Here is a 23,493-nt window from a genome sequence, read left to right on the forward strand (position 1 = left end):
GACGGCTACTCACCGTCGGTGTAGCGCCGGTACCACCAGGGACGGCCGCTCAGGCTTTTGCCTCGTGCAATGCGGGCAAGACGCGTCAGCAGCTCGGTGACGCCCCAGCCGAAGGCCTTCAGCAGGCGGAACACGGCGATGATGCCGGTCACGACGTAAATCGTGTTCATGGAGGGAAAGCGGAACCAGAAGAGATAAAGCAGAAACAGCCAGGCGGGGATGCCGAGGAAGCTCAGCGGGCTGCCCGCCCACCGCCAGAACCCCGGCGGGTAATCCTCTTTTTTGAATTCACTCACGCGATGCCCTCCTCAAACTCACGGCGCTGAGGCGGCGACATCACCACCGCCAGCTCGGACTCTGCGATGCGCCCGGTGCGGAACAGCTGCCAGGCCTGATCGACAATGCGGCGCTTTTCCAGCCGGATGATGCTGTTGATGTGCGCGCCCCACTGCGACCACGGCATGCCGGCGAGCTTCTCGCGCAGGTAGTAGTCAAAAAGGATGTACTCGCGCACCGCCACGCGCTTTCCGTCCGTGGTGCGCAGCAGCGTCTGCACCACCACGTACTGCAGCACGCCCAGCAGCGACCAGGCCAGAGAGTCGCGACTCTCGTGCGGAAACTCGTTGATGAGGCGGGGAAACGCCTCGCCGGGTGAATCGATGTGCGTGGTGGAGAGCGTCAGGTGACCGAGCTGCCCGGCGCGGATGCCCACGTCAATGGTTTCGCGGTCGCGCATCTCCCCTACCCCTATAACCGACGGCGCGCGCCTGAGGTCCGCGCGGATGCCGCTGGCGAAATCGGGAATGTCCTTACCGACCTGCGACTGCAGCGGCGGCAGCACGTCGTCCGGCCGTCCGAGGATGAACTCAATCGGGTCCTCTTTGGTCGTGACCTTGCGGTCAGGATCCGTGTCCAGGCAGTAGCGGTAGGAGGCGGCCAGCGACGTGCTCTTGCCCGAGCCGGTGATGCCGCCCCAGAGCCCCATGCCCTTGGCCGGCAGGAGGTTGGCCATCAGCTCCGGCTCCAGACCCAGGCTCTCCAGCGGCGGGATTTCGGAGGGGATAACGCGCATGGTCCAGCCGATGGTGCTGTCCTGACGCCCCGCCGTTCCCTGCAGCAGGTTCACGCGAAAGCGGATGCGCTCGCCGCGGTTCAGGCCCCAGCGGCCGCTCATGTCGCCGTCGAGCTGCATCGCGCGGTCAATGGCCACTCCGCCGCGCACCTTCGGCCGCAGCTCCGGGGTAAACACCTCGTCCATCAGCTTGGACAGGGTGTCGTCCGCCACCGCGAAGGGGCTTGCTCTGAGCAGGCGGCCGTAGCGCCCCACCACAAAGTGGTTGTCGCCCTGCAGGTGAATGTCGCTCACGTTGTTGCGCGCGCACCACACCATAAAGCCGCGCAGCGCGTCGGCGTTAAGGCCGCCACCAAAGTCGAAAAATTTCAGGTCTGAGGCTGACATCAGCGCTTCTCCGTGTTGATGACCGGCTTCCACTTCGCCTTGTCGGTGACAAAGCCGGCGTGGGACTCCAGGCGACGCTCGCGGTCGCCGGTGGTGAGCTTGTTGCTGTCGCCGGTGACCGTCTGCTGACGCTCCGAGACCACCGGGGCGGTGATGAGGTTCTGACGACGCAGCAGCACGTACTGCAGCATGCCGTTGTAGTCGCGCGTCAGGCGGTTGACGTTAGCCTCCAGCGTCTCGTCGGCGCTCTGCCGCCCTTCCGCCCAGCCCTCGTTCACCGCCGCCTGCCAGATATCGCGCTGCACGCCGTTCTCCGGGATGAGCCCGCCCTCTGGTTCATCCGGCGGCACGGTGCTGAGGCCGGCCATCAGCCAGCCCCGCCACGTCGGCGGATTGCTCACGAAGCGTTCGGGCTGAACAATTTCATACACGTGGCTCGCGGTGCGTATCTGATCGGGGGTGACATGCGCCACGTCCACAGCCTCGGTGATGACCGGCGGCAGCCAGCCGCGGGCGCTGATTAGGGGACGGAAGTCATAGGTGGCGTCCAGCTGCTTCGCGCGCGCCTCCAGGTCACGCCGGAGCTCCCATGCGCGCTGCGCCTTGCCGCCGCGAAAGCCGGTGGTGCGCCCGCCCTCGGTCAGCATCTGGCGGCGGTTGTCGGACACGTCTGACGTGTCGCGCTTCTGCGGCGAGAGGTAGGCCTCCGAACCCGGCGGCGGTGCGCCGTCCGGCCCGGGCGCGGGGGCCGCCTTCGTGAAGTGAAATCCCGCGCAGCCCGCCAGCAGCGCGGGCAGCAGCAGGACGGTGAGTCGGGCTTTCATCGGCGGTTCCCCTTCGAGTGGCGGGTCTGAACGGCTGGCAGAGACGGCATGAACTGCAGCACCATCTGCCCCGGGTAGGTGACGATCGTGGCGCGCCAGGCGGTCTGCATCTCAATCATGCGCATCGCGTTGGCATAGGTAACGCCCTGCACGTCGATGTTCACGGGTAGCGGCAGGCGCACGCCCGTGTAGCTGAAGGCCTGCCCGCGCGCCCGGGCGAGCTGGCTCAGGAGCTCCACCGCGTCACCGTCCCAGCTGAACGTGACGCGGTCGCTGTCGGCCCGGATGGCCGCGACGGGCAGCGGCGACCCTTCACGCAGGTCGCCCTCCATCCACAGCTGCGTCAGCTGTACCGAGGTCTTCGGCGGGGAGGTGACCACCTGTGCCGGTGCGGACCCGGTCGCGTGAGGTTGAGATTGCAGCTGGCAGCCGCACAGCAGCAGCGCCGGCAGCGCGGTCAAAATGCTTTTTTTCATGGTGTCTCCGGGGGTTGCCGGTTATCAAAAGGGGGGCAGGCGGCGCTGTTCAGCGGCCGGCCAGATGGAGCAGGTGCTTATCGGTCATACAGCATGTGCCGGGGAAAAAGCGGCCTGACGTTGCAACTGCCTGACCAGATAATCGACAGGCAGTTGCAACGTCAGGAGGGATATCAGGGGTAAGTCAGCCCCTCAAAAAAGGTTGAATCAATACCTTTACGGGCATTGTGCCGATCTACGCCTGAAGGTGTGACCATCCCTGACGCAGACTGCGTGGATGAGAATTACGGACATAACCGCCAGCAGGGTGTATGACGATTAGCGACAAAGCACTGTGTAAAGGTCAACATCACCGCCCTGATTACGTAATCCCACCATGACAGTCCCGTCCGGACACATGGCCAGCCCATCGGCTCCCTTTGTGTCATGGTATGAAGTCTGGCCACCGTACTGCACCGAACCTAACGAAAGGCCAGCGTACCGCCACACACCGTTTTGGCAGGAAAGTATGGCTCCAGCCGCATCACGGCTTACCAGCCCGTTCGGGGAACAGCCTGTGCCAACCGTATTGATACCATCGAGCTGCAGAACGTCCCCGGTGGAAAGCCGTCCGTCTGATCTGACAGTCCCTCCTCGCACCTGCCCGCCGGTATAAATATTCTTGTTGTTGACCGAACGCACCCACTGATCGTCCGACATGTAAAAGCCGCCGCCATAGGTTTCGTTAAGCCAGCCCTTTCCACCACGAGTAATGACCCATCCCGTATTACTGCGAATATCATTGTTAGCGGTGATACCGTTACTGGCTGTCACATTACCGTTTGCCGCTACATTACCGCCTGCCGAGACGTTGGTGCCGGCGGACACCTGACCGGTAAAGGCACCGGTGGCGGCATTGACCGTGCCACCGTTGTTAATGTTGTTGCCGTTCATATCGATGGCAGTGTGCATGCGGTTCAGGTCCGGGCGGCCGTTGACCTGATAGCGGTACAGCCTGTCGCTTTCGTTCGCGTCCGTGCCCAGCGCGTCGGCGGAGAGAAATGCTGCCAGGCGCCCCTGCTGCCCGCTGAGTCCGTAATCTCCGAGTTTCGCCTGCCACCCACCGTCCGCACCCACTGCAGTGTTGGCGGGCCACACGTAGCCGCCCATGCCGTCCGTGTCAGACGCTATCTGACGCAGCCCTTTGTACGGGATTTCGCTGCCGCCGGTGGTCAGCACGAACGCGACCAGCTGTCCGGCCTGAGCGGGGTCTTTCGCCACCGCAAGCTGGTAGGTCTGGCCGCTGTCGTTGGTTAGTGAAAAGCCCGCGGGCAGGTAGCCCTGCGTGCGCAGCGTGGCGCCGGTGATGACCACCGGACCGCCCGCGACCTGGGTCAGCAGCGTGTCACGATTGTCACGCACGTAGCGCTTGCTCGCGTCGCTCACAAAGCTCAGGTGCGAGGCGGTATTCGTCCAGACTTTTTCCTGCTGGTAGCCGGCGTAGCGATCGATGGCGCCGGGCGTGATGATCAGCACTATGGCCAGCGCAAAGGTCGCCTGAAGCAGCATGTTACCGCTGTGAACCGGACGTTTTTTTCGTTTCAGCAATTTCATCAGAGCACTCCCGCCAGTTGTTGGGGAAAGAAAAGGCACACGCCGCACAGGTAACCAAACAGCGCGGGCGCAAAGGGTTTTGACGGCTTCCGTGTCAGAAGCGCGCACAGGCCACAGAGCAGAAGCCCACCCGCCGCGGCGTACATGGCGCTGCGCCAGGGCAGCCACGCGCACAACCCGGCCATCAGGTACACGTCGCCGAGGCCGATGCGCTCCTCTGTCTGACGAAAGTTGGCGAGCCCGCGAACCGCAGCGGCCAGCACGAACGCCACCAGGCTTGCCGTCAGTGACGCAGACCAGGGCATCACGGCGGCGGGCATTGCGGCAGAAAGCAGGCCGCCCGCCCAGAACGACACCGTGTAGCGCATCGGGAGCCACTGGCAGCGCAGGTCCGTCAGCGTCATGGGCAGCGCCAGCACCAGCAGAACCGCGCTTCGCCATATCGTGGGCTCAGGCAGCACCGACAGCAGCGCCATGAGCCAGCCGGCGGTCAGCATATAAATCAGGGCCACCGGTATCAGTTGCGGCCACGTCAGCGGCGGCCCCTCATACAGCTGCAGAAAGCGACGGGCCCGGAAGGCCTGCAGCAGGAACAGCGCCGCGCAGCCGGCGAGCCACAGCCCGGCGGTCACACTGTAAGTGAGTGAAGTCATCATGTTTCCGTGTCAGGGGGGTCAGCGGCGGGCCATGTAGTCGGCGTATACCTTGCGGGCGTAAAGCATGCGGCGGGCCGTATTGTCATCGGCGAAGCCGGCGTTATAGCTGCCGAGACATTCCCAGGTGACGCCGCAGACCTGCAGGTGGCGCGCCAGTATCCAGGCCCCCACCATGACGTTCAGGCAGGGTTTGGTCAGCAGGTCCTGCTCGCTCTGCAGCACGCCCATCGTGCGCAGCTGCGGCACGTGCGTGGAGTTAATCTGCATCAGGCCAAAGTCACGGCTCGTGACCTGACCTTTTTTATTGCGGTTATAGCCAATGGCGCCCGGGTTGAAGCCACTTTCCACCTTGCTGATGGAGCGCAGCAACTGCGGGTCAACGTGATACCGTGCGCCCGCCTCGTTATAGCAGAACGCCATCGCAGAGCGGGAGGCGCACAGCAGTAGTCCGCCGGCGATCAGCAGGGGAAAAAGTTTCTTCATGATGCGTACCGTGAAAATGACAGAGGGCGGAATGAAGGGGACAGCGCGCGTGCGCTGAGCCCCTCAGTGCCGGGGTTGCCCCCGGTCTGCCGTCAGGTGTTGCTGGTGAAGACCAGCGTGTTGGTGCCGGTCGACCCGCTGTCCGCCGTGCACTGCGAGCCCGCCACCGAGCTGCTGACCACGCCGCTGGTTGTGCTGCCGTTAATGCTGGTCGACGCCACGTTGTTTGCGTCCGAAAGCTTCTGCGACATCTGCGCGCAGGCCTCCTGCGGTACCTGCGTGTACGTCAGGGAAAACGCCGTGTTCTGCCCGCCGTTCGTGCTCACCGGCGTGACCGTGACGGTGCCGCCCCAGCGGTTGTTCAGCGTCGCGCTCCCGGATGACTTGGTGCCGATAATGGCCATGCTGCCGGGCGAGCCGCCAAACTGCACGAGCGCCCCGGTCATGGTAGCGGCCGAGCTGAAGTCGTACACGCCGCCGGTTTTCAGCATGCTGCGCGTGTTGGTCATAATTTCACTGACGTTGGACATCTCCTCGTTGTAGTCCGCGCTTTTGAAGAGCCCCGCCCCCCCGGCGTAAATGGCCACGATGACGAGCAGCGAAACGGCAGTGACGATAATGGCTTCGGGCAGGTTAAGGGCGCCGCGGTGAACGGCGGAACGTCCTGAACGACCTGAACGTGTTGAAAGCAGTGACATAGGTAAATCCTCTCGGTATTGAAATCAGCGGTTGCCAATAATGGAGCCCAGGTCCTGAGTCGCCAGGAACGTGAGCAGGAGATAGCCGGCGGTGGCCAGCATGCCGGCCAGCTGGAGCACCTGGCAGACACGTTTGATGCGCCCGATGGCCTTTTTCAGCCACATCCTGGCGAAGTTTTCGATATTGTCCTCGCCGCCCGGGCCGGCGGTCAGGAGCATCAGGCGATCAATGGCCTCGCGTGAGGGAAACGCGTAGCCGCTGTCCGCCAGCGCCAGTCCGAGGTGCTTGCCGCGCGACACCTGGCGGCGGGTGGCCGTCAGGCGCTCATACATCCAGGGCGTGGCGCTGCGGCTCAGCATGTCCAGCGCCTCCTCCGTGCGCAGCTGGGCGCGCAGCAGGGCGCTGAGGTTCAGCAGAAACGACACCCCCTGCACTTCGCGGTACAGGCTCCATGGAAACAGGTGGTCGAGCACTCTGGCGCGGACCGGACCGGTAAGGCGCGGCAGCGACCAGATGACCCAGACGGCAAAAGCCGCCAGGGCGCCGCCGAGGAGATAGCGGTTATCCACGAAGAAGTGCGTGATGGCACCGAGCCACCACATCCAGCCGGTCCAGCTGTCGGCGGGGCTCATCTGCTCCAGCCGGGGCAGAAAACGCTCACTCACCATCTGCATCATGTAAAACGTCCCGCCCAGCAGCATCGCCGGGTAGGCCAGGTTGAGCAGCGCGGTGGACTTCATTTCCCCCACGCCCTTTACAACCTCAATGGCCCGCAGCAGGGCGCCCCGCAGGTCTTTGGCCACGCGCCCCGCGCGCAGGATGGTGGCCTCCTGCGCCGGCACCCAGCCGGCGAGTCCCGCGTCGAGGCCCCGCCCGCGCGTGAGCGCGTGGTGCACGTCGTTCAGACACAGCAGGACCGGATCGTTTTTACGCCGGCGCGTGCGCTGCAGGCCCGCGATGGCGTCTTCGGTTTTCTGTTTGTTCTCCAGCAGAAACGCCAGGTCTTCATACAGCGTCATGCGGTCTGTGGTGCTGAAGGTCTTCTGCCCTATCCAGCGCCCCAGCCCCTCAGAGCGGGTACTGCCCGTGGCAAGCGAGGCCTTCAGCCGGCCCCGCAGCCGGTTAAGCAGGTCACTCATGGCCACCTCCGCTGAGAAACGCCTGGACGGCCTCCGGCGGCAGCAGGTTCAGCGCGTCCTCGTCCAGCGGGCTCATTTTGTCCGCGTCCAGCGGGTCGACTTCACCGGCTGCAATGTAGCGCTGCAGGTGCGCCCCGCGGGTAATGCCGTTCATGTGATGCACCCAGTAACTGCGTGCGGCAAGCTTGCCATGCACGCGGTAGAGCTGCATGAAGCGGGCGTCAGGACGGATGACCTCGGCAATGACCTTTCGGCCCGTGATACCTTGCCAGCAGCCCGGTGCGCTGCAGCCGTCGTGATGACGGAACGCCACGGTGTCGGTATTGCAGTAAGTTTCGATCAGCTCGCGATCGTCCTCCGTCAGCGTATCCCTGACGTCAGACCAGCCTTTTTTGCAGGCCGGACAGAGCGTCTGCACCAGGCGCTGCGCGATGAGTCCGATAACCACCTGCGGATCCATCACCATGCCCGGCGCAATGCCCAGCGTATCGGTGAGGCGATCGATAATGCCCGTCGCGTCATTGGCGTGCGTGGTCGACTTGACGAGCGTGCCGCTCTTGGCCTCGCTGATGCTGGCATTGCCCGACCAGGTATCACGTATCTCGCCCACCACCGCAGCGTTGTAATCAAGCCGCTTAAATGCTGAAAGGCGCCGTTGCCAGGCCCGGGTGACGGAGTCGGGGTCGTTGCGGTCGGCAATGATGGTGGTCTGCACGGCACCCGGCACCTTGCCCTCGACCGGATCCTCCACCGTTAACAGCCGGCGCTTGCCGCCGGTGAGGTCAACGTACATTTTACAAAAGGTGCGCAGCGTGGTGCTTTTACCCGACCCGGTCGGACCGCCGGTGATGATCAGCCCCTCCGGTCGGCGCAGCATGCGGTTGATTAGCTTCTGCTGCTCCGGCAGGTAGCCCAGCGCATCGAGAGAAGGAATGTCCTCGCTCTCATCCAGAATCACGCGCAGCACCACGTAAAGGCCGGATTCGGTGGGCACGGCCGAGTAGCGCGCGGCGTAAAGGCCCAGCGCCTTCACGAACTCGTTGCGCAGGCGCCCGTCCTGTTCGTCCGTCTCGCTGAACTGCTGCGGCGCCGCGTCGCACATCGACATCACGATGGTCGCGGCGAGGCTCATGCCCTCGTCAATGGACAGTTCGGCCTGCAGCGCCAGGTCGCCGTGGATGCGAAACACCACGGCGGTCAGGTTCTCCATGCCAATCAGGATATGAATATCCGACGCGTGGGCCTCGCCCGCGCGACGCATAAAATCCACGACCTTATTCTGCTCCGGCGACCAGCTGCCGGCAGTGCCGGTCACCCCGGCGCGCTGCAGTTGATGCCGGCGCAGCTCGCCCAGGTGCACGTGCTCCACGTTCAGACGCGGATAATGGCGCATCGCGCGGGCGATGTCGGACTGAACGGCCGGATCCGCGCGGTGCTCGGTGGACACGTACAGCCGCCCCTGCTCGGGGTTGCTGTTGTCCAGGTGCAGCCAGTTCACGGTACTTTCGGTAAATTCCATGACGTTTACCCCGCAAAGGCCAGTGACACGAGGCCGCCGCCGGCGCTGCTGACGGTGACCTCACTGAAGGTGATTTTCGTGACCGTCCACCCGGTGCCCGGGATGCGGCTGCCCGCCTGCACCCGCACCTCGTTGCCGCCGTCAAGCCGCAGCGTGGCGGAGAGCTGCTGGCCGCCGGAGATTTCCACAATCAGCGGCGGCGCCTTGCTTTCCTGTGCCGGCTTCGCGTCGGCATTGTCTTTCACCGGTGCCGCCGGCTGCGGGTTGAACGGGCCGCCCAGCACCGCGTCATAACCGTTTTTCTGCAGCTCGTTAAACGCCTTGGCCTGCGCCAGCTGCGCCTCATACAGCAGGGTTTTGGCCTGAATGTCCTCCAGGCGTCCCATGCTGTTGTCCCGCCCGCCGGTGTCGGTGACGACAACCGTGGCGGCCGGCGCGTGGCCGGACGGCGGGGCTTCGTTACCGGCCCCGCCCTGCGGGCTGAGGCCGTCCGGTGTCGCCGGGCCGGCCACGGCCATCTGGCCGCTGAGCAGCGCGGGCAGCAGCAGGTAACGCCACTTATTTCTCTGCATAGAGTGTTCCTTCCAGGGTATAGGTCAGCCGGCTGCTGTGCAGTTCGGCCTTCACGGAACTCAGCCGCAGCCCGTTACCCGGGAAGCGCGATGCGTCAAACAGCCGGTCCGGCGGGATATCGGTGATAAAGGTGAAGCTGTAGCGCTTCCACGGCAGCGGGATCCGGTCCTGCCCCACGGTCTGGGTCAGCACCACCGGCTCACTGAAGCGCAGGTTGGCACGCAGTCGCTGCGCGTAGCTGGTCATGCGCCGCAGCTGCTCGTCCCCGGGCAGCAGCGTTTCGGCCGGCGCAGGGGCAAAATGCACAGCCTCCTTAAAGGACGCGTCGTCCGAGGGGCCGGGCATGTTGAACGTGACCGGCGTACTCGGGCCGTAGAGTTCCGGCAGACGGGCGGCAAAGTCGCCGACCGTGCCGCCGTCCGGCAGGGCATAGTGCAGCGTGAGCTGCCCGGTGGACTCGCACATCGCCTGGCGGAATACCCAGCCGGCGATCGACAGCGGCGCCTGACGCCACTGCTTCACGCACGCGCTGAGCATGCCTGAAAAATCAGGCTGGCCACCCCACGGCCGGGCGAGGCTGCCCGGCTTTGACGCCGCGGCGGCTTTTGCCCGGACGAGCTCCGCCTGCACCCAGGCGTCGTGTTCGGCCTTTTTCCTGGCCTCCAGCCAGTGGTTGCCGTACCAGAGCGCAGCGGCGCACACCACGCCCAGCAGCAGCAGGCGGGAGGCCGTGCGGCTGTCGGTTTTTTGCAGCTTCGCACGCGCCGGCACGGCGGCCGGTATCAGGCCCGCCAGCGGGTCGCGGCGGGCGTCAGTTACCTCCAGCAGGCTGTCCGGATCGAACACCGTCCAGCCCGATGTCGGCGCAGGCGCCGTGGTGCGGAACCGCTCTGATGCGCGCAGCACCGTGGCCGCGTCCCCCACCACGTCGCCGTAGGGAGAGGGATGGCCGCCGGTGACCGCCATAAACCAGTATTTGCCGCTGGGTAGCAGAAACACGCCCCAGCAGTCCGCGGGCACGCTGCCGAGCACCGCCGCCGCCAGCGACGCGGGCCGTTTTCCCTTAGGCAGCACGTCCGCTTCGTCGGTGAGGCAGCCCAGCCAGGTGGCCGGGTCGTCGCCCGTGCCCGCCGGCAGCGCCAGCCAGTGGCTCGCCAGCTGGTCGCGGGCCTCAATGCGCATGCGCCGTCGGCCGCGCGCGGCCACCCACTGCCAGTGCAGCCCGGCGACCAGCGCGGCTTTGCCCGCGGGCACCACGCCCACCACCGGTGCCGGCGTCAGTTCTGACGTCATAAAAACTCCTTAACCCAGCACCACGGGCGTCACGAGGATGATAAACATGCGGCGGCTGTCGTCACCGCGCGCGCCGCCGCCCAGGCCAAAGAAGTTGTAGCTTCCAGTGCCCTGACGGTTGGCAGAATCGCTCAGCTGCTCGTAGCCGCTCAGCACCAGCGTCTGGCCGGACTGCATAATCACGCGCTGGACGATGGTTTTCGGCGTGGTCTTCGCCAGCTGGGCGTTCTGTCCGCCGGAGGTGAAGGCCGTGAACGTCGGGTCATCCGACATGCTGATGGAGAACTCCAGCTGCATCTTCGGCGAGTTCGGGAACAGCAGCGGCAGCGCCGTCATGTTAAAGCCGGTGGTGATGGTCGCCGTGGTGATGGAGGTGCTGGTCCCGACGTTCGCCGTCTGGCTGGTGCTGATGTTCGGCACGTAATCCTGCTGGATGGCGTTCTGCACGGGCACGGCGGACAGGTTGGTGGTCAGCGCCGAGGCGGAGGTCACCACGCTGAGCTTCGCTTGCTCGTCCAGCGCCTTCAGAAACGTCTGCGTGCCCTCTCCCTTACCGTCGAGTATGGCCACGCCGCCGCTCAGCGCGTCGGAGGCCGCGCCCGTAAACGGACTGGTCAGGGACAGGCCCACGCTGCCGGTGTTCAGCACCGCGTTCCAGTCGATGCCCAGCTGGTTCTGGTGCCGGTTCTCCACGCTGAAGACCTTCACCGAAATCATCACCTGGCGGTTCAGCTCGCGGTTGCGGTCGTCAATGTAGCGCCCGATAGCGTCCAGCACGCGCGGCGTGTCGGTCACCGTCAGCACGCCGGCGGAGAGGTTCAGGCGCCCGGAGCCCGGCGTCAGCATCGACTTCACCGTATTTTCGACGTCCTTGAAGATGTTGGACTTGATGGTCGCCGTGGTGGTCTGACTCGTGCTGTTGTCGCCGGTGTTGCCCCCGCCGCTGCCGCCGCTGGTCCCGGTGGAGGTCGTGGTGCCGCTCACCGTTTTCGACACGAAGCTCGCGTCGCTGTCCATGAAGTTAATGGCGAAGTTGCGGGTATCGAGCCAGAAAATGGCGATGTGGCCGTACTCATAGCGCCACGACAGGCCGAGGCGCGTGGTCACGTTGTCCAGCAGGCCGCTGAGCGAACCGTTCCAGCTGACGCCCCGCAGACCGCCCTCGCCCTGCGGCACGGCGACCGGCCGGCCTGTTGTCTGCCCCATGGCGGCCAGCGGCACCATCCCGCTGGCGTCGGGCGCCGGCAGTGTACCCGGCATCTTCTCGGTCCGGCCGCCGGCATCGCCGCCGCCGGCCATCGCGGCCTGCGCGTCAGGCGTCACCACCACCGGGATGCGGCACTGGTCGGTAATAAAGGCGCTGACATACGCCAGCGTGACGGTGCCGGGGCGGTTAATTTTGACCGTGCAGGGAGGCAGTGCAGGACGCTGCCCGGCCACGCCGTTAATCGGCACGGGGTTGATCCACTGCGAGGTCAGGTCGCGCACGACCTGCCCGCTGTCGAGCGCGCGTTTGTGTTCGGCAGCCTGTGCTTCGGCAGCGCCCGCCCGTTTTTCCGTGGCGCCGACGCGGTCCAGCGTGCTGCAGCTGCTGGCCAGCAGGCAGAGCATCGCCGCCGCGGTCAGCCGGTGAGGTATTTTCATTACGGTATCCTGTCAGGAAGAGAGAATCAGTTGACCCACACCACGCTGCCGTCGGGAATGGCGGCGGGGACGGTGATCTGCATGTCGGCACCGGTGCCGTCGAGCAGGCGACGGGAGGCCACCCGCCCGGCCAGCGCTGACCGGTGCGTCTGCGTGAGCAGCGCGGACATCAGTCCGGGCTGAGCGGTGCGCCAGACAAACGTCCGGCCGCCGGAGATGAGGTTGTTCAGGCCGGCAACGCTTTGCCAGCCGGGCAGCTGTGCGTCCGTCACGCTGACGTTGTCCGCCGCGGGGTTGCTGTACCGCCAGTCGTTGATGCGGTTCATGTAGCGCACCATCTGCGCGGCCTGCAGGCTCAGCGTCTGGTCCTGCAGCTGCCCCGCCTGCTGAACGGCGCGCGGGTCAGGCGTGAGCCCTGCCAGAAGCGCCCCCAGAAACAGCGCCAGCAGCCAGTACATGAACATTACTGCACCTCCTTATCGTCCACGGTTACCACACACTGCGCGGCGCGCACCCCGGCGTAAAGCGGCACCTTCGCCGTGCCGTACAGGGTAAAGAGCCGGTTAAGCATCTCGCGGAAGCTGCCGTCAAAGTTCAGCGGCGCATCCACCCGGTAGTTGGTCGGCGTGAGCCAGGCAATGGTCCAGGTTTTGATGCCCGGTACGGCGCAGGTCTCCGCGGCGGCCTGGGTGTAGAGCCAGTCCTTCACGGTGCTGCCCGTCTCGATGCGCCAGTGCCGCAGCTGAACGGCGGCAGGCGCAATCGCCGGCGCGGAGGGGATGCGGGGTGCCGGTACAACCGGTGAGGCTGAGGCCGGGGCGGCACCCTTATCGCCACGGAACGGGTTACGCCCGGTAGCCTGCGGCGGTGCTTTCGCCTCGCCGGAAGCCGTTGCCTTCGCGGGCGCAGCAGGTGGCACCGGCGGTGATACGCTCTTGCCGGACGCCGGCGCGTTCTGCGCGCGCTGCGCCGGTTCAACGGTCACCGTCCGGGTCTTGTCGTTCAGGGTGGCCTTCAGACCGTGCGGCGCCAGCATTTTGTCGGCGACGTACTGCCAGCGATCGTTCCCGGTCCAGCGCCACAGCTCCGGCGCGTCGGCGGAAACCGCCTTATCGAACGCCACGGTCTGCCCGGGCGGCACGATTTTGCGCAGGGCTGCGCGCAGCGTGGGGGCAGCACCGTCCTGCCGGATAAAGCCGTCACTCTGTCCGGCGCCCGGCGCGGAGGCCGGAGGAGAAGACGCGGGCTTTACCGTCAGCGCGGAAGAGCCTGTGGCGCCCGGCGCCATAGGCCTGACGGGTTTGGCGGCGGGTGAAACCGGACGCTGCGCCGAGGGCCCGGTCTGATGCACCCGGTACTGCATGGCGCTGATGTCGGCCGCGCTGCGCGAGAGCATGCTGTCGACCACGCTCCCGGAAGGCGGCCCGGTGTAAACCGTCTGCTGCGCGCAGCCGGTCAGCAGCAGGACCGGTATCAGCCCTGCCCGTTCGGTAAATGACATAGAGAGAACTCCGGATAACTCAGGGCTGCACCGTCTCTGCGGCGGCCGGGGCCGGACCGGCAAAAACCGTGCGGGAAGGCAGGCGAACCTGCCGGTCAGAAGCGAAGTTGCAGCGCCGGGTGCCTCCCGGTGCACTGGCCAGACTGACAGACGCCAGAACGGCATGACTTAGACTTGTCGCATCGCATTAATGAGTAATAAGACGATGTCAGTCTGACCGCGTGCGCTGGCCGCAGGTCCGCCACAACGAAAAGCACACTGGCCGGTCAGGGCGAGTGCGCTTTGCGTTGTGAAGATAAGTGTTCAGGTTCAGCCCGGTGTGCTTCCGGGCTCCGGATCAGTTGGCGCTGATAATCCAGATCAGGAATCCGCTACCAGTCTCACTGATGCTCATGAGGGCGCCTTTGTCAGGCAGCAGCACACTCCCCCCGCTGGCATAACGCAGCGGGCCACGCTCATCGGCTACCTCACCACCTATCGGAGAGCGCTCAAGGCTGGTTTTAAGCGAGTAATCAACGATCAGCGCGGGTGGAAGTTGCCTGACGGAAGAGATAAAACGAACCTTAAGACTGGCGCTGAACTGTTTCCCGGGATACGCAGAAAACGCTCCCGCTCTGCCGTCATTGCCCAGAGGCCCTCGTGTGCGCAGCTGTCGTCGGACCTCACCATATTTCTGAAGAACGTTCATGACATCCGCTCTGCCTGGGGCATCCAGAACGTACTGAGCGCTCCCACCTTCACCATCCCCCCGGGGCGTTAAGTGCATGTCGCTGATAATGGTGCTCATGGCGTCAGGGTGCGTGGGCTTATATATCAGCGCGGTGATTTCATAACGGTCGAGTACCTGTTCATAGGCGGCGCCGAAGTCACCTCCGGCATCGGAAGACAGGGCTGAGCCGGTCACGCCTGCTATCAGCGCAAACGCAATCGCCGCGCGCCCCAGAAAGGAACGGTTCATAATGGGTATCCATGCTAGGTAGGGAGAATATAACCCGCCGTCAGGCGGCGGATGCGGTGTTCTGCGATGTGATCAGAGTCGGAGCGGATGAAACGGCAGGAGATGACTCAAAGTGTTCAAACCAGAACACAACGGGTTCGGCTTTAACGTGACAGAGCCCGAACCGTTCCGCTGTACGAAAATTAGCGCTGTGTCGACGTGCACGCTCCACCTGTTCGGCCAGTAGCGCGCGAAATGCTTCCGGCGAGGCATTGCCCTTGGCGGTGCGGCATTCCTTACACACTGGCGCAATGCCACCCTGCACATAGTCCTCGCCAATAAATTCTGCATGCCACTCGCGGGCAGGCAGCTTGCTGCCGCAGAAGGCGCAGCGCCCTCTGAACTGCTCACGCAGCGCTTCCCGTTTTCGTTTTGTAAGGTTCATGTTATCCCCTGATTGTCCTCTGAATACGTCCCGCATCTCACAGATGCCTGTTATGTAATATCAGCTCGGCCAGAACCGCACCGGGCTGACCCACTCCCGAAGGAGTGAGCCCGCACAGACTGCTCTGCGTCATCTTTGCGTATGTGGCGTATTACGGCAGGGAAACCCGTTCGCGCCTTCAGTTCCCTGAGGGGCTAATCATCACCAGTTGCAGGGGGCCCGACGGATCGCCCCGGGGCCTGCAGTGGCTACGTCGAACTGATTCGCAGGGAGAATAATATGAAACTGGTTAACAACCCGTTCGCTGCTGCGCGTGTGCGCAACGCTAATACACTCCGGAAACTGAATTTCCGGAAACCGGCACCGCGAATCCCGCAGGTGAATCCAGAAAAGGTGTATCGAACTGATTCGTTGGGATATGGACGTACTACCCGACATTCCGACTTTGAGTTGTGCCCGTCAGCGAAATAAGCGACCTGAAATGCATGCCTCAGTCGCTTATAACCTGCCCCGTATTGCTTTGGGTTCCCCTGATGTGATTCTGGCCATGACATAGCCACCGGACGTCTTCCGCGCACCAAAACTGCATGCCGGCAAGAGAGGACCTTGAGATCAGGGTTTCGGGCACATTGTTAAAGAGCGGAGGCAGTTTTCGGGCAAAAAAAAGCCCTGCGCGGGTGCGCATAATTTCATTAAAAGGAAAGCCAGCAGTAGCTGATGCTGGCTGATAATTTAATTGTTGGTTGCTTCGCTGTTGTCAGCGCTAAACCGGCGCCCTGGTGTGGCTAGGTCAGTAAACGACTTAAGGTGATCTTCAAGACGCACAAGTGCCTCTTTGGTATTGCTGCGACCGGAACGGTCTGCGGCCTGGCTCAGCATAGCGGTCATCTCCGGGGAGAGGCGCAGCAGGACTTGCATTCCCTTTTCTTTGTTAATGTGAGCAGGCATCTTTGTTCTTCCGTAACCGAATGTATGGATCGTGTTAGCAATGTAAGCATTAAATAAGATTGGTCCTAATATGCGCAATAACCTAAATGAGGTCATTGACAAAATGCATAGGGGATGCATCGGGATGAGCTTTCTCTAAGTGCAGGTTAAAATCCAAACTTGCAGAATAAAAAACTGAGATAAAAAAAATGTGGCCCATATTCAATTGGCCACATTTATTAGAAAAATTAAGATATTGTAATACTGGCTAGATAAGACTCGAGCCTTACTAAAACAATTATCCTGAGAGTCTGAAGAGAATTAATGTTCATTATCCGTAGAAAGTTATCAATGGCCTTCTGCACCTGACTATCATTCACTAAAAATGCGGAACAGATGTTATCCATCGTCTCACCTGAACAAAAAGCGCACATCAGCAGGGAATGGTTGATATCAAGCTCAGGAAAAAGTCTGAAGGAATTTTGCTCTCCGCGAGTTGATGAAAGAAATGTCTCGATATCGAATTTGAGAGATGAACTTCTCTTTTTACCTGTTCTGATAAGGTAAAAAGCATTGAACATGAGACGAGTTAAAAAAACCGGGCGGATATTCTGCACTGTAAAAAGCTCAAGATTGGCCTGTGCCTTCTCAAGGGTTTTTTTTATAGAAACAGGCGATTTTCCCCTTATTTCTGACACCTCATGATATGTAGCACTCGTTGAGAAGATAAAACAGTTTTCAGCCTGAGTTTGAGACAGTTGAGGAAAAAGGTTGATCGCTTTCTGAAAATGAATAGGATCCACGGCAGCCATGGCAGCCTCCCTGTAAGGTTGTTATGGTTAGCTGGTTGTACAGGGGTCCAGCCTGTGCAATCAGCGACTAAGTACTTCAATTTGGCTTATGTCTCTTCTGTTAATCTCCTCATGGTCGTGGTAAATCTCTGATAACGCGAGCAGGAGCGTTCTCCGGCTCATTTGAATCATAACGAGGCACTGACTCCATCTCCGCAGCATTGTTGCGATACTTCTCACGGAACCACGCCTCGGTGACGTCAATTCGTTCCTGCTGAGCTTTATTGCCCACGCTGAACCGGTGGACTGCATTATTAGCATTCAGTACCGCGCCGCTGTCCAGCAGGCGGGTCACCGATGTTTGCTCACCATTGATCACTGCATTATCGCCTGAACGACGTGCGGTGACTGCAGCGGCAAGCCACCAGGTTTCCTGATCGGCTTCATTTCGCGGATACACTTCCACCCTGTCACCATAATCAGCAACCTCGGTTATTCCGTTGCGCTGGTATTCCACGCATCCGTCTTTGCTGAGTCTGACATCATGTGTCGGGTTACGAAGAAGCGGAGCATCATCACCCGGGCCAAAGGAGACAACGGCGTCAGGAGAATGATGTTGAGATCCACGCTGTTTTGCATTGCGTTTCTCACGGTAAGCCCAGCCACGCATCTGACTCAGTGCAGCAACGTCACCTTTCACCGCTTCGCGTTCAACCCACGACTTCCAGCTCAGCGGACGGTTTTCTCCGGTCTCTTTGAGAGCCTGACGCTCCTCACGCAGCTGCAGGCGCAGTTCGGCCATGGCCTTCATCTTTTCAAACTCGGCCACGCGGTACATCAGCTTGCGCATCAGCGGATCCCTCACGCTTTCGCGGACGTGAGCTTTGGCCACCACGCAGTGAGACGCAATCTGACGGAACCGCTCGCCTGCACGCAGGTCAGGTTTGTCCCAGCCAGTTCGGTAAGCATCGTAACGTGCGCGCAGTATGTCACGCGCGACCGAGCGGGCTTCCCTGCGTTCACGACGTGCCTCCTGATCGCGCACATGCAGCTGCGGCATATAGAATTTATCAACGACCAGTATCCCGGCTTCATGATTGTCAGGATCGGATGCTGGAGGGGCCGGTTGATAATTACCCCAGCGCTTAACCATGGACGCATGGCTGATAGCAGGATGTACGTCAGACGCTTTCACACTGACGCCTTCCGGGTTAAGAAGATCGTAGACTGCGAGCCCACCCTGCTGCTCGCGAAGACCGAGTCCGCGCGTATAAAGCACGTTATGAACCAGCGGCCAGTCCAGACAATCCTGTTCTGCAAAGTCATTCAGCATCTGACGGGTTTCGCGAACGGCATAACCGTGCAGGCTTTCTTTATCAGAGAAGATTTCACGCTTAGCCGCGCCGTGTGGAGCAGAGGGCATATCGCGACGGGTACGGTGAAGATCACCATACGCATCCATATGCCAGCTGCCGTTATCGACTTTAAAGCCGAACTCGCGCTCCAGCACGCGGCAGCACTTCTGCAGTTCGTCGGCGTCGTTCCACATGTTCTGCGCGCGGAACGTGGTCGGGTGTACGCGGTTAGCCGACACGTGGCAGTGGATGTTGTCCGTGTCGCGGTGAATGGCGGCCACGTACTGATGTTCTTCCATACCCAGCTGTTTCAGGCTGTAACGCACGGAGCGGAATACCGCATCCGGTGACGGGTCTTCGTCGCCCTGCCAGGACAGAATAAAGTGATACACCGCATCTTTGCAGTGGCGGTTCTGCGAGGCCGTCAGATTCATTTCTGACGCGGCGGTATCCAGTGAGAAGCAGTTGGTTTCACACAGCACTTCACCGGAGAGCACGCGCTGAATGCCCTCGGGTGAAATGCTGACGATTTCTGTTGCAGGTGCGGCGCGCTTACGTCCGACGTAATCAACCAGCTGACCAAATCCCGGCGTGGCGACGTACTCATTACCGGCAGTATGTCCCGCTTCGTGCGTGACGGCTTCACCCGGTTTCTTTTCCTCGCGCGTGCTCACGTAGCTGACCAGCTTCTTAAAGCTGGTCTTCCTATCGCGACGCTTTGGCGGGATGATCACGTTCATTAGTCTTTCATGTCCTCGACCGGTACTGGCGTCATGTCCAGCGCGTTAATGGCGTGCTTGATGCTGGTCAGCACCTCGGAAAACTGGTGGCTCAGTTCGGTGGTCATGTTCGCCTGCATCTGGGTGAACAGGTGTTTCTGCAGCCCACCCAGACGCAGCAGCTCGTTCATCATGCGAATATCGGTACGGACCGTAATACGGCGGTTAAGTGCCGTACGGCGCAGGTACTCCGAAGTCGTCAGCCCGGCGGCGACGGCTTTCTTGTTGATGGCCTCGTACTCCGCATCTGTACAGCGGCACTTGACCAGTTTTTCCCTCTGACGCTTTTCGCTTTTCGACATAACTCAACCTTGGCACATTACCCGGGTCTCGGGGCGGAGCCCTGAGCAGGTCGTTTTGGGAATCACTGCCAGCGTGCTGGCGGTGGTCACAAAACATTTCCTGTCCCGTGTTTTAATCAACTGTTCGTATTTTGCCACTTAGCTGCTCAGAAGTAAACCAGCGTCATGCGAGGTGATGGGGGTGGAAATGATGGTAAAAATCCAGCAAAATCGGGTCTTTACCATTGCTAAGGAAGAAATGAGATGGCGGTACGTAATGTTTTCACGCAGGAGCAGCTGGATGAGGCGCGTAATAAGCTGGAAAATCTCCCGGATTTGACGCCGCAGCGCATCACCAGAGAGGCGGCGCTGGATAATCTGAAGGACACCATTCTGGTGCTGGCGAAAGAGAAGGGTTACACGGTTTCGGATATCAAGTCGGCGCTGGATGCCATGGAGTTTCGTTTCAGTGAAAAGGCAATTTCCGCTGTGGTGAACGAGGGAAGTGGAAAGAAAAAACGGACTCCGCGTAAGGCGGAGGCAGTACAGCAGAAAACCACGCCGCAGAACAATCAGCCTGCATCATGAAGAATTCCGGCAGGTTTAATGCGTGCCTGCCGGAAAGTTTTACCAGTTATGGACGCTGAATCCTTCAAGTATGTCAGCATCAGCGTCAAAGTGAATCATAGAAGCCTGTCTCTTTTCAGACAGAAAGGTGACAACGTGACAGAAGTCTTCAGACAGCCCTGCCCCCCTCAGTATCCCAATCGCGTCCGAACTTGCTGAAAGGCGGATCAGAAAGCCGTATCGCGTGGGATGTATCCAGTGACAGGCACCCTCTTCACCGCTCAGCCTGGGTGATAATGATTCCAGAATCTCAGAATCGTGCTGCGTCATGTGCGCATTACTGATAACCGCACAGCGACAGATTTCCGGTTCATTTGGCTGGCTTTTAATTTCATTTAATGAAGTCATTTGTGCATACCGTCTGAATAACGGCTCCCGATATTTTGTGATTTTATTTTTGCTTTGTTCCGTAAGCAGGCTCGCTTTTCGCCCGCTCACGGCAATGCTGTTTTTCATTTCAGGAACGTATGATCGTGAAGCCGATGTCGAAATCACAGACCGCATACGGATAGCGATCACGCAGGTAAATTTTACGCCCTTCCGGTTCATCGGTGGGCTCTTCAATGACGGTCAGTGTCTCAAAATCATTCCCCTGAATACCGCCCGGTCCGGTGAATACGCCCCAGCGACAGATGTAGTCAGAAAGGTCGTTGAACTGCTCCTGCGTGATCGGTTTATCATCCGCAGTTTCGCTGTTTTCCAGCTGCTGAACCGCATCAGAAATGGCGCGTTCGGTGATGTTATAGATTTGCGTGTACTCCTCACTGCTCAGCGGGCGGCCGAGGCTGAAGGAAACAGAGTCTGCAACCAGGTCGGCATAGCCTTCGTGCGAACTGTTCATGCCTTCCGTAATGTCTGTGATGGTCATATTCATTTCATTCAGTCCCACTGTGCATGTTCATCGGATTCTTCATCGAAGTGCATCCGGGCGGTATTGAGTATGCTTACAAATGTGATGGCACCATCAACCGGCCAGCAGTGCGCACACAGGTGCATAATGTCTGTCAGAAGATCGGTGACGGCGGTTTCTGCGGGTTCGGTGCTGTCACCGATCCCCGTATGCTCCGCGAAACCCAATAGTGCGGATGCCGCCAGGCTGATGCGGCGGGCGTTATCGTTCACCTCTTCAGAAGCTTCCGCACGCTGCGACAGCGCCTGTAAATCAAGGATGGTGAACGTTTCTTCAGAAGGTGAAGCGGTCAGTGAGTTAATAGATTCGGATTTCATTGTGACGACCTCTGTAATGCTGTGACGCTCAGAACGGGACGGAAAAACAACGTCATGAGGCCGGTTTTTCTCCGGCCCCTCGGCGCATCAGGCGCAGATTTTCCGGTTATAAATCACCTTTAAATCGGTGTATCCGGAACCCTCACGCAGTGGTTCCAGCCGCACCACGTTCTCCGCCACGCCGTTCATGGTCAGCACGCGCTCGATGCCTGCGTGCCAGTCTTCCTCCTCGTTCAGCGGAAACCAGAGGTTATTATCCATTCCGCTCAGCAGCGGATCGGAGCAGACGTGCACGCCGCGACCGTGTCGGGTATTTTCAGTGACAGTTACGGTCAGTTCGCCGCGCACCTGACGCGTAAATGACGCGCGTACCAACTGCGTCACCACGTCGTCCCAGCTCCACTCCTTATCATCCGGCACGGGCAGTTCGACGGAGCGCAGGAATTTGCACCCCGCGCGCGCCATGCTCTGCGCCAGCCCTAATACGGAAGGTTCGCCGCAGCTCGCGTCCGCGCCGGTGATCCAGTTGCCGTGGTGATAAAACGCTTCGTCGCCGTTATCCAGGCGGATAAAGGTGTATTCGCCCAGCACGCGGATGATGTCGTTCTGCGTCACGGGTGCCAGCGCGAAAGATAAATTCAGGGGCGTTGCGATGCTCATGGCTGCGCCTCCATCAGGTTGTTTACGGTGGTCATGAACTGCTGCCACAGGGCAAAGGGCATGGCGGGCACGTGCGCCAGCTGGCCATTACGCAGGGCATTTACAAAAGTCAGTGCGTGTGCGACGATTTGCGGGTCAAAATTCATACCTTCTCCTTAGTGCAGATTTTGATGAGGCAGCCAGGTGGGACTGGCCGCCGTAATGAAGCAGGGGCAACCCTGCTTTTTTACGCCTGTACGTTACTGCCCTGCTCCAGCTCTGCGGTCAGCCACTGGCTCGCCTTCAGGAATGCTTTTTCCCCCTGAAGCCCGAAGTGCGCCAGCGCGATGCGCCCAGCCTCTTTCCACACTTCTGACTCGTCAGCCGGAAGCATCACCTGATTTTCCGGCACCCGCTGCGCCACGGCCCCGGCCAGGTTGTTCAGGATATGGGCCATAAACTCCCGGCGCTGGGTGAGCGTGATCACGACGTCATTCAGGTCGGTCAGCGCCGTCAGCTGGCCACGCAGGGACTGGCGCACGCCCTGGCTGTTGATGTACCTGCGCAACCAGTAGCCCGCATCATGTTCAAAATCAAACGAGCGCCAGATAAGCGCGCCTGACGGCTCGCGCACGACCAGGCGAAAGTGGCTGCCCTGATCGTCCTCAATGAAAACATTGCTGAAAGCGGCCGTGACGTGAGTGGCCTGCTCGCGCGAAAATGCGCCGTCGCCCAGCGCCGCGACGCAGCGCATTTCGGTGGTGGTGCCCGTCTGGGTTGAAGTCATGATGTGCTCCTGTCTGAAATAAATGGTCCGGCTGACCGCCGCGCGGTGCCTGAAAAGCCCTTCTCTGACGCGGGTTTCTTCTTTCCGGTCTGGCCTTTCGCGGCAAAGGGCAAAGGAGCAACGACGAAGTGAGGGCATAAAGGGGCGACGACAAAAAGTTTTTGCGGCCCCTGGCGAAAAGTTTCTGGCGGCGTGCACTTCACCCCTTTTTGCCTGAACCGGCGGTGCTACGACCAGCCCTCCGCGCAAGGGCTGGCCGGAATGCAGGGAAGCATCAGAAGGGAAGTTTCAGACCGCTACGCGGGCTGGCCTTAAAGGCCCGGCGGGGTTTTGCCGGGACGGTGAACGCGACGGCGAAGCCGGCAGCAGCCGTTGACCTCAGCCATCAGACCCTAGCCGTCAGGCACGGAGCGCGGCCCTTCGCGTTCCGGCGGAGCTTACCGGCTTTGCCGGTTAGCGCAGTAGGGCTCGACGACCCGGCTTGCCGGGGAGCCGAAGGGGGGCATGTTGTTGTTGTTGTTGTTGTTGCTGTTGCTGTTGCTGTTGCTGTTGCTGTTGCTGTTGCTGTTTAAGCATATTTTTATGCGGCGGGAAGTCAGAACTGACTGCAGAAAAACAGAAGCTGAACCGGGTCGAAAGATTACGGCCATACGCATTCGGGCGGAGAGGACCGGTGCGCCAGCACCGGTTTTCCCGGCCCGCAGGGCGGCGGTGTTGCCGTTCCGGGCAGGCAGAAAGCACAAAGCAAAACCGCGCCTGACGGCGTAATGCTTGTCAGTTAAGATCTTAATGGAGGCCGCAACGGATAACGTTGCGGCTTCTTTTTTACCGCCCTTGGG

General features: G+C 61.1%; 28 protein-coding genes and 1 pseudogene. 1 reads left to right on the forward strand and 28 read right to left on the reverse strand.

All coding sequences use genetic code 11. From position 1 onward, the window contains the following. Positions 1–5 precede the first annotated feature (5 nt). The 21 genes from icmT to mobA form a co-directional block, all read right to left on the reverse strand. Positions 6–296, reverse strand: a complete 291-nt coding sequence (icmT, locus tag AC1MDE_RS13605; RefSeq protein WP_480344716.1) for an IcmT/TraK family protein — start codon at positions 294–296, stop codon at positions 6–8. Continuing rightward, positions 293–1,459, reverse strand: coding sequence for a plasmid transfer ATPase TraJ (traJ, locus tag AC1MDE_RS13610; protein WP_480344717.1), 1,167 nt, complete (start codon positions 1,457–1,459; stop codon positions 293–295). The genes icmT and traJ overlap by 4 nt, the downstream gene beginning before the upstream one ends. Next, positions 1,459–2,283, reverse strand: a complete 825-nt coding sequence (locus AC1MDE_RS13615) for a type IV secretory system conjugative DNA transfer family protein (RefSeq protein ID WP_480344718.1) — start codon at positions 2,281–2,283, stop codon at positions 1,459–1,461. Before AC1MDE_RS13615 ends, traJ begins: the two co-directional genes overlap by 1 nt. After that, on the reverse strand, positions 2,280–2,759 hold the full coding sequence (locus AC1MDE_RS13620) for a DotD/TraH family lipoprotein (protein WP_480344719.1): 480 nt from the start codon (positions 2,757–2,759) through the stop codon (positions 2,280–2,282). The genes AC1MDE_RS13615 and AC1MDE_RS13620 overlap by 4 nt, the downstream gene beginning before the upstream one ends. Positions 2,760–3,077: 318 nt before the next feature. Further along, positions 3,078–4,352: a shufflon system plasmid conjugative transfer pilus tip adhesin PilV gene (gene pilV / locus AC1MDE_RS13625; RefSeq protein ID WP_480344720.1), complete on the reverse strand. Its 1,275-nt coding sequence runs from the start codon at positions 4,350–4,352 to the stop codon at positions 3,078–3,080. After that, positions 4,352–5,008: a prepilin peptidase gene (locus tag AC1MDE_RS13630; RefSeq protein ID WP_480344721.1), complete on the reverse strand. Its 657-nt coding sequence runs from the start codon at positions 5,006–5,008 to the stop codon at positions 4,352–4,354. The genes pilV and AC1MDE_RS13630 overlap by 1 nt, the downstream gene beginning before the upstream one ends. Before the next feature lie 18 nt (positions 5,009–5,026). Continuing rightward, a complete protein-coding gene (locus AC1MDE_RS13635; protein ID WP_097098525.1) occupies positions 5,027–5,491 on the reverse strand; it encodes a lytic transglycosylase domain-containing protein in 465 nt (154 codons plus the stop codon). A gap of 92 nt (positions 5,492–5,583) precedes the next feature. Next, entirely contained in the window at positions 5,584–6,189 is a 606-nt protein-coding gene (locus tag AC1MDE_RS13640) for a type 4 pilus major pilin (RefSeq protein ID WP_480344722.1), read from the reverse strand. 24 nt (positions 6,190–6,213) lie between these two features. After that, on the reverse strand, positions 6,214–7,329 hold the full coding sequence (locus AC1MDE_RS13645; RefSeq protein ID WP_479414288.1) for a type II secretion system F family protein: 1,116 nt from the start codon (positions 7,327–7,329) through the stop codon (positions 6,214–6,216). After that, positions 7,322–8,848, reverse strand: a complete 1,527-nt coding sequence (locus tag AC1MDE_RS13650) for a GspE/PulE family protein (protein WP_480344723.1) — start codon at positions 8,846–8,848, stop codon at positions 7,322–7,324. The genes AC1MDE_RS13645 and AC1MDE_RS13650 overlap by 8 nt, the downstream gene beginning before the upstream one ends. A 5-nt stretch (positions 8,849–8,853) precedes the next feature. Further along, entirely contained in the window at positions 8,854–9,420 is a 567-nt protein-coding gene (pilP, locus tag AC1MDE_RS13655; protein WP_436363691.1) for a type IV pilus biogenesis protein PilP, read from the reverse strand. After that, positions 9,407–10,714: a type 4b pilus protein PilO2 gene (pilO2, locus tag AC1MDE_RS13660; protein WP_480344724.1), complete on the reverse strand. Its 1,308-nt coding sequence runs from the start codon at positions 10,712–10,714 to the stop codon at positions 9,407–9,409. The genes pilP and pilO2 overlap by 14 nt, the downstream gene beginning before the upstream one ends. A gap of 9 nt (positions 10,715–10,723) precedes the next feature. Further along, the gene (gene pilN / locus AC1MDE_RS13665) at positions 10,724–12,358 is read right to left on the reverse strand and encodes a PilN family type IVB pilus formation outer membrane protein (RefSeq protein ID WP_480344725.1); all 1,635 of its coding nucleotides are present in this window, start codon (positions 12,356–12,358) and stop codon (positions 10,724–10,726) included. A 26-nt stretch (positions 12,359–12,384) separates the two neighbouring features. Continuing rightward, entirely contained in the window at positions 12,385–12,822 is a 438-nt protein-coding gene (gene pilM, locus AC1MDE_RS13670) for a type IV pilus biogenesis protein PilM (RefSeq protein WP_480344726.1), read from the reverse strand. Beyond that, positions 12,822–13,859: a TcpQ domain-containing protein gene (locus tag AC1MDE_RS13675; protein WP_480344727.1), complete on the reverse strand. Its 1,038-nt coding sequence runs from the start codon at positions 13,857–13,859 to the stop codon at positions 12,822–12,824. The genes pilM and AC1MDE_RS13675 overlap by 1 nt, the downstream gene beginning before the upstream one ends. Positions 13,860–14,196: 337 nt before the next feature. Next, positions 14,197–14,817 carry a hypothetical protein gene (locus tag AC1MDE_RS13680; protein ID WP_480344728.1) on the reverse strand — a complete coding sequence of 207 codons (621 nt, stop codon included), beginning with the start codon at positions 14,815–14,817 and terminating at the stop codon, positions 14,197–14,199. A 40-nt stretch (positions 14,818–14,857) separates the two neighbouring features. Next, on the reverse strand, positions 14,858–15,241 hold the full coding sequence (locus AC1MDE_RS13685; protein WP_480344729.1) for an HNH endonuclease: 384 nt from the start codon (positions 15,239–15,241) through the stop codon (positions 14,858–14,860). Positions 15,242–15,973: 732 nt separating this feature from the next. Beyond that, entirely contained in the window at positions 15,974–16,189 is a 216-nt protein-coding gene (locus tag AC1MDE_RS13690; RefSeq protein ID WP_211729424.1) for a TraY domain-containing protein, read from the reverse strand. A gap of 227 nt (positions 16,190–16,416) precedes the next feature. Continuing rightward, entirely contained in the window at positions 16,417–16,980 is a 564-nt protein-coding gene (locus AC1MDE_RS13695) for a hypothetical protein (RefSeq protein WP_480344730.1), read from the reverse strand. 109 nt (positions 16,981–17,089) lie between these two features. After that, complete coding sequence (gene traI / locus AC1MDE_RS13700) at positions 17,090–19,054, reverse strand: TraI/MobA(P) family conjugative relaxase (protein ID WP_480344731.1); 1,965 nt, start codon at positions 19,052–19,054, stop codon at positions 17,090–17,092. Then, positions 19,054–19,395, reverse strand: a complete 342-nt coding sequence (gene mobA, locus AC1MDE_RS13705; protein ID WP_480344732.1) for a plasmid mobilization protein MobA — start codon at positions 19,393–19,395, stop codon at positions 19,054–19,056. The genes traI and mobA overlap by 1 nt, the downstream gene beginning before the upstream one ends. A 243-nt stretch (positions 19,396–19,638) precedes the next feature. Between mobA and AC1MDE_RS13710 the strand changes: the two genes are divergently transcribed. Beyond that, positions 19,639–19,962 carry a hypothetical protein gene (locus tag AC1MDE_RS13710; protein WP_480344733.1) on the forward strand — a complete coding sequence of 108 codons (324 nt, stop codon included), beginning with the start codon at positions 19,639–19,641 and terminating at the stop codon, positions 19,960–19,962. A gap of 39 nt (positions 19,963–20,001) precedes the next feature. Here the strand turns inward: AC1MDE_RS13710 and AC1MDE_RS13715 are convergent, their stop codons facing one another. From AC1MDE_RS13715 to AC1MDE_RS13745, 7 genes and pseudogenes are all read right to left on the reverse strand, one after another. Further along, positions 20,002–20,457: a DUF5983 family protein gene (locus tag AC1MDE_RS13715; protein WP_480344734.1), complete on the reverse strand. Its 456-nt coding sequence runs from the start codon at positions 20,455–20,457 to the stop codon at positions 20,002–20,004. Position 20,458: 1 nt separating this feature from the next. Then, positions 20,459–20,869 carry a hypothetical protein gene (locus AC1MDE_RS13720; RefSeq protein WP_479397781.1) on the reverse strand — a complete coding sequence of 137 codons (411 nt, stop codon included), beginning with the start codon at positions 20,867–20,869 and terminating at the stop codon, positions 20,459–20,461. Between the two features lie 11 nt (positions 20,870–20,880). After that, the gene (locus AC1MDE_RS13725; RefSeq protein ID WP_436363709.1) at positions 20,881–21,228 is read right to left on the reverse strand and encodes a hypothetical protein; all 348 of its coding nucleotides are present in this window, start codon (positions 21,226–21,228) and stop codon (positions 20,881–20,883) included. Between the two features lie 87 nt (positions 21,229–21,315). After that, positions 21,316–21,888 carry a hypothetical protein gene (locus tag AC1MDE_RS13730; RefSeq protein ID WP_480344735.1) on the reverse strand — a complete coding sequence of 191 codons (573 nt, stop codon included), beginning with the start codon at positions 21,886–21,888 and terminating at the stop codon, positions 21,316–21,318. Further along, complete coding sequence (locus tag AC1MDE_RS13735) at positions 21,885–22,034, reverse strand: succinate dehydrogenase flavoprotein subunit (RefSeq protein ID WP_211729416.1); 150 nt, start codon at positions 22,032–22,034, stop codon at positions 21,885–21,887. The genes AC1MDE_RS13730 and AC1MDE_RS13735 overlap by 4 nt, the downstream gene beginning before the upstream one ends. 368 nt (positions 22,035–22,402) lie before the next feature. Beyond that, a pseudogene (locus tag AC1MDE_RS13740) lies at positions 22,403–22,654 on the reverse strand (DUF905 family protein); the annotation flags it as partial. Positions 22,655–23,091: 437 nt separating this feature from the next. Then, positions 23,092–23,493, reverse strand: a 402-nt coding sequence (locus tag AC1MDE_RS13745; RefSeq protein ID WP_480344736.1) for a hypothetical protein, incomplete at its 5' end; no start/stop codon positions are given.

The sequence above is a fragment of the Pantoea folii genome, assembly GCF_056678875.1.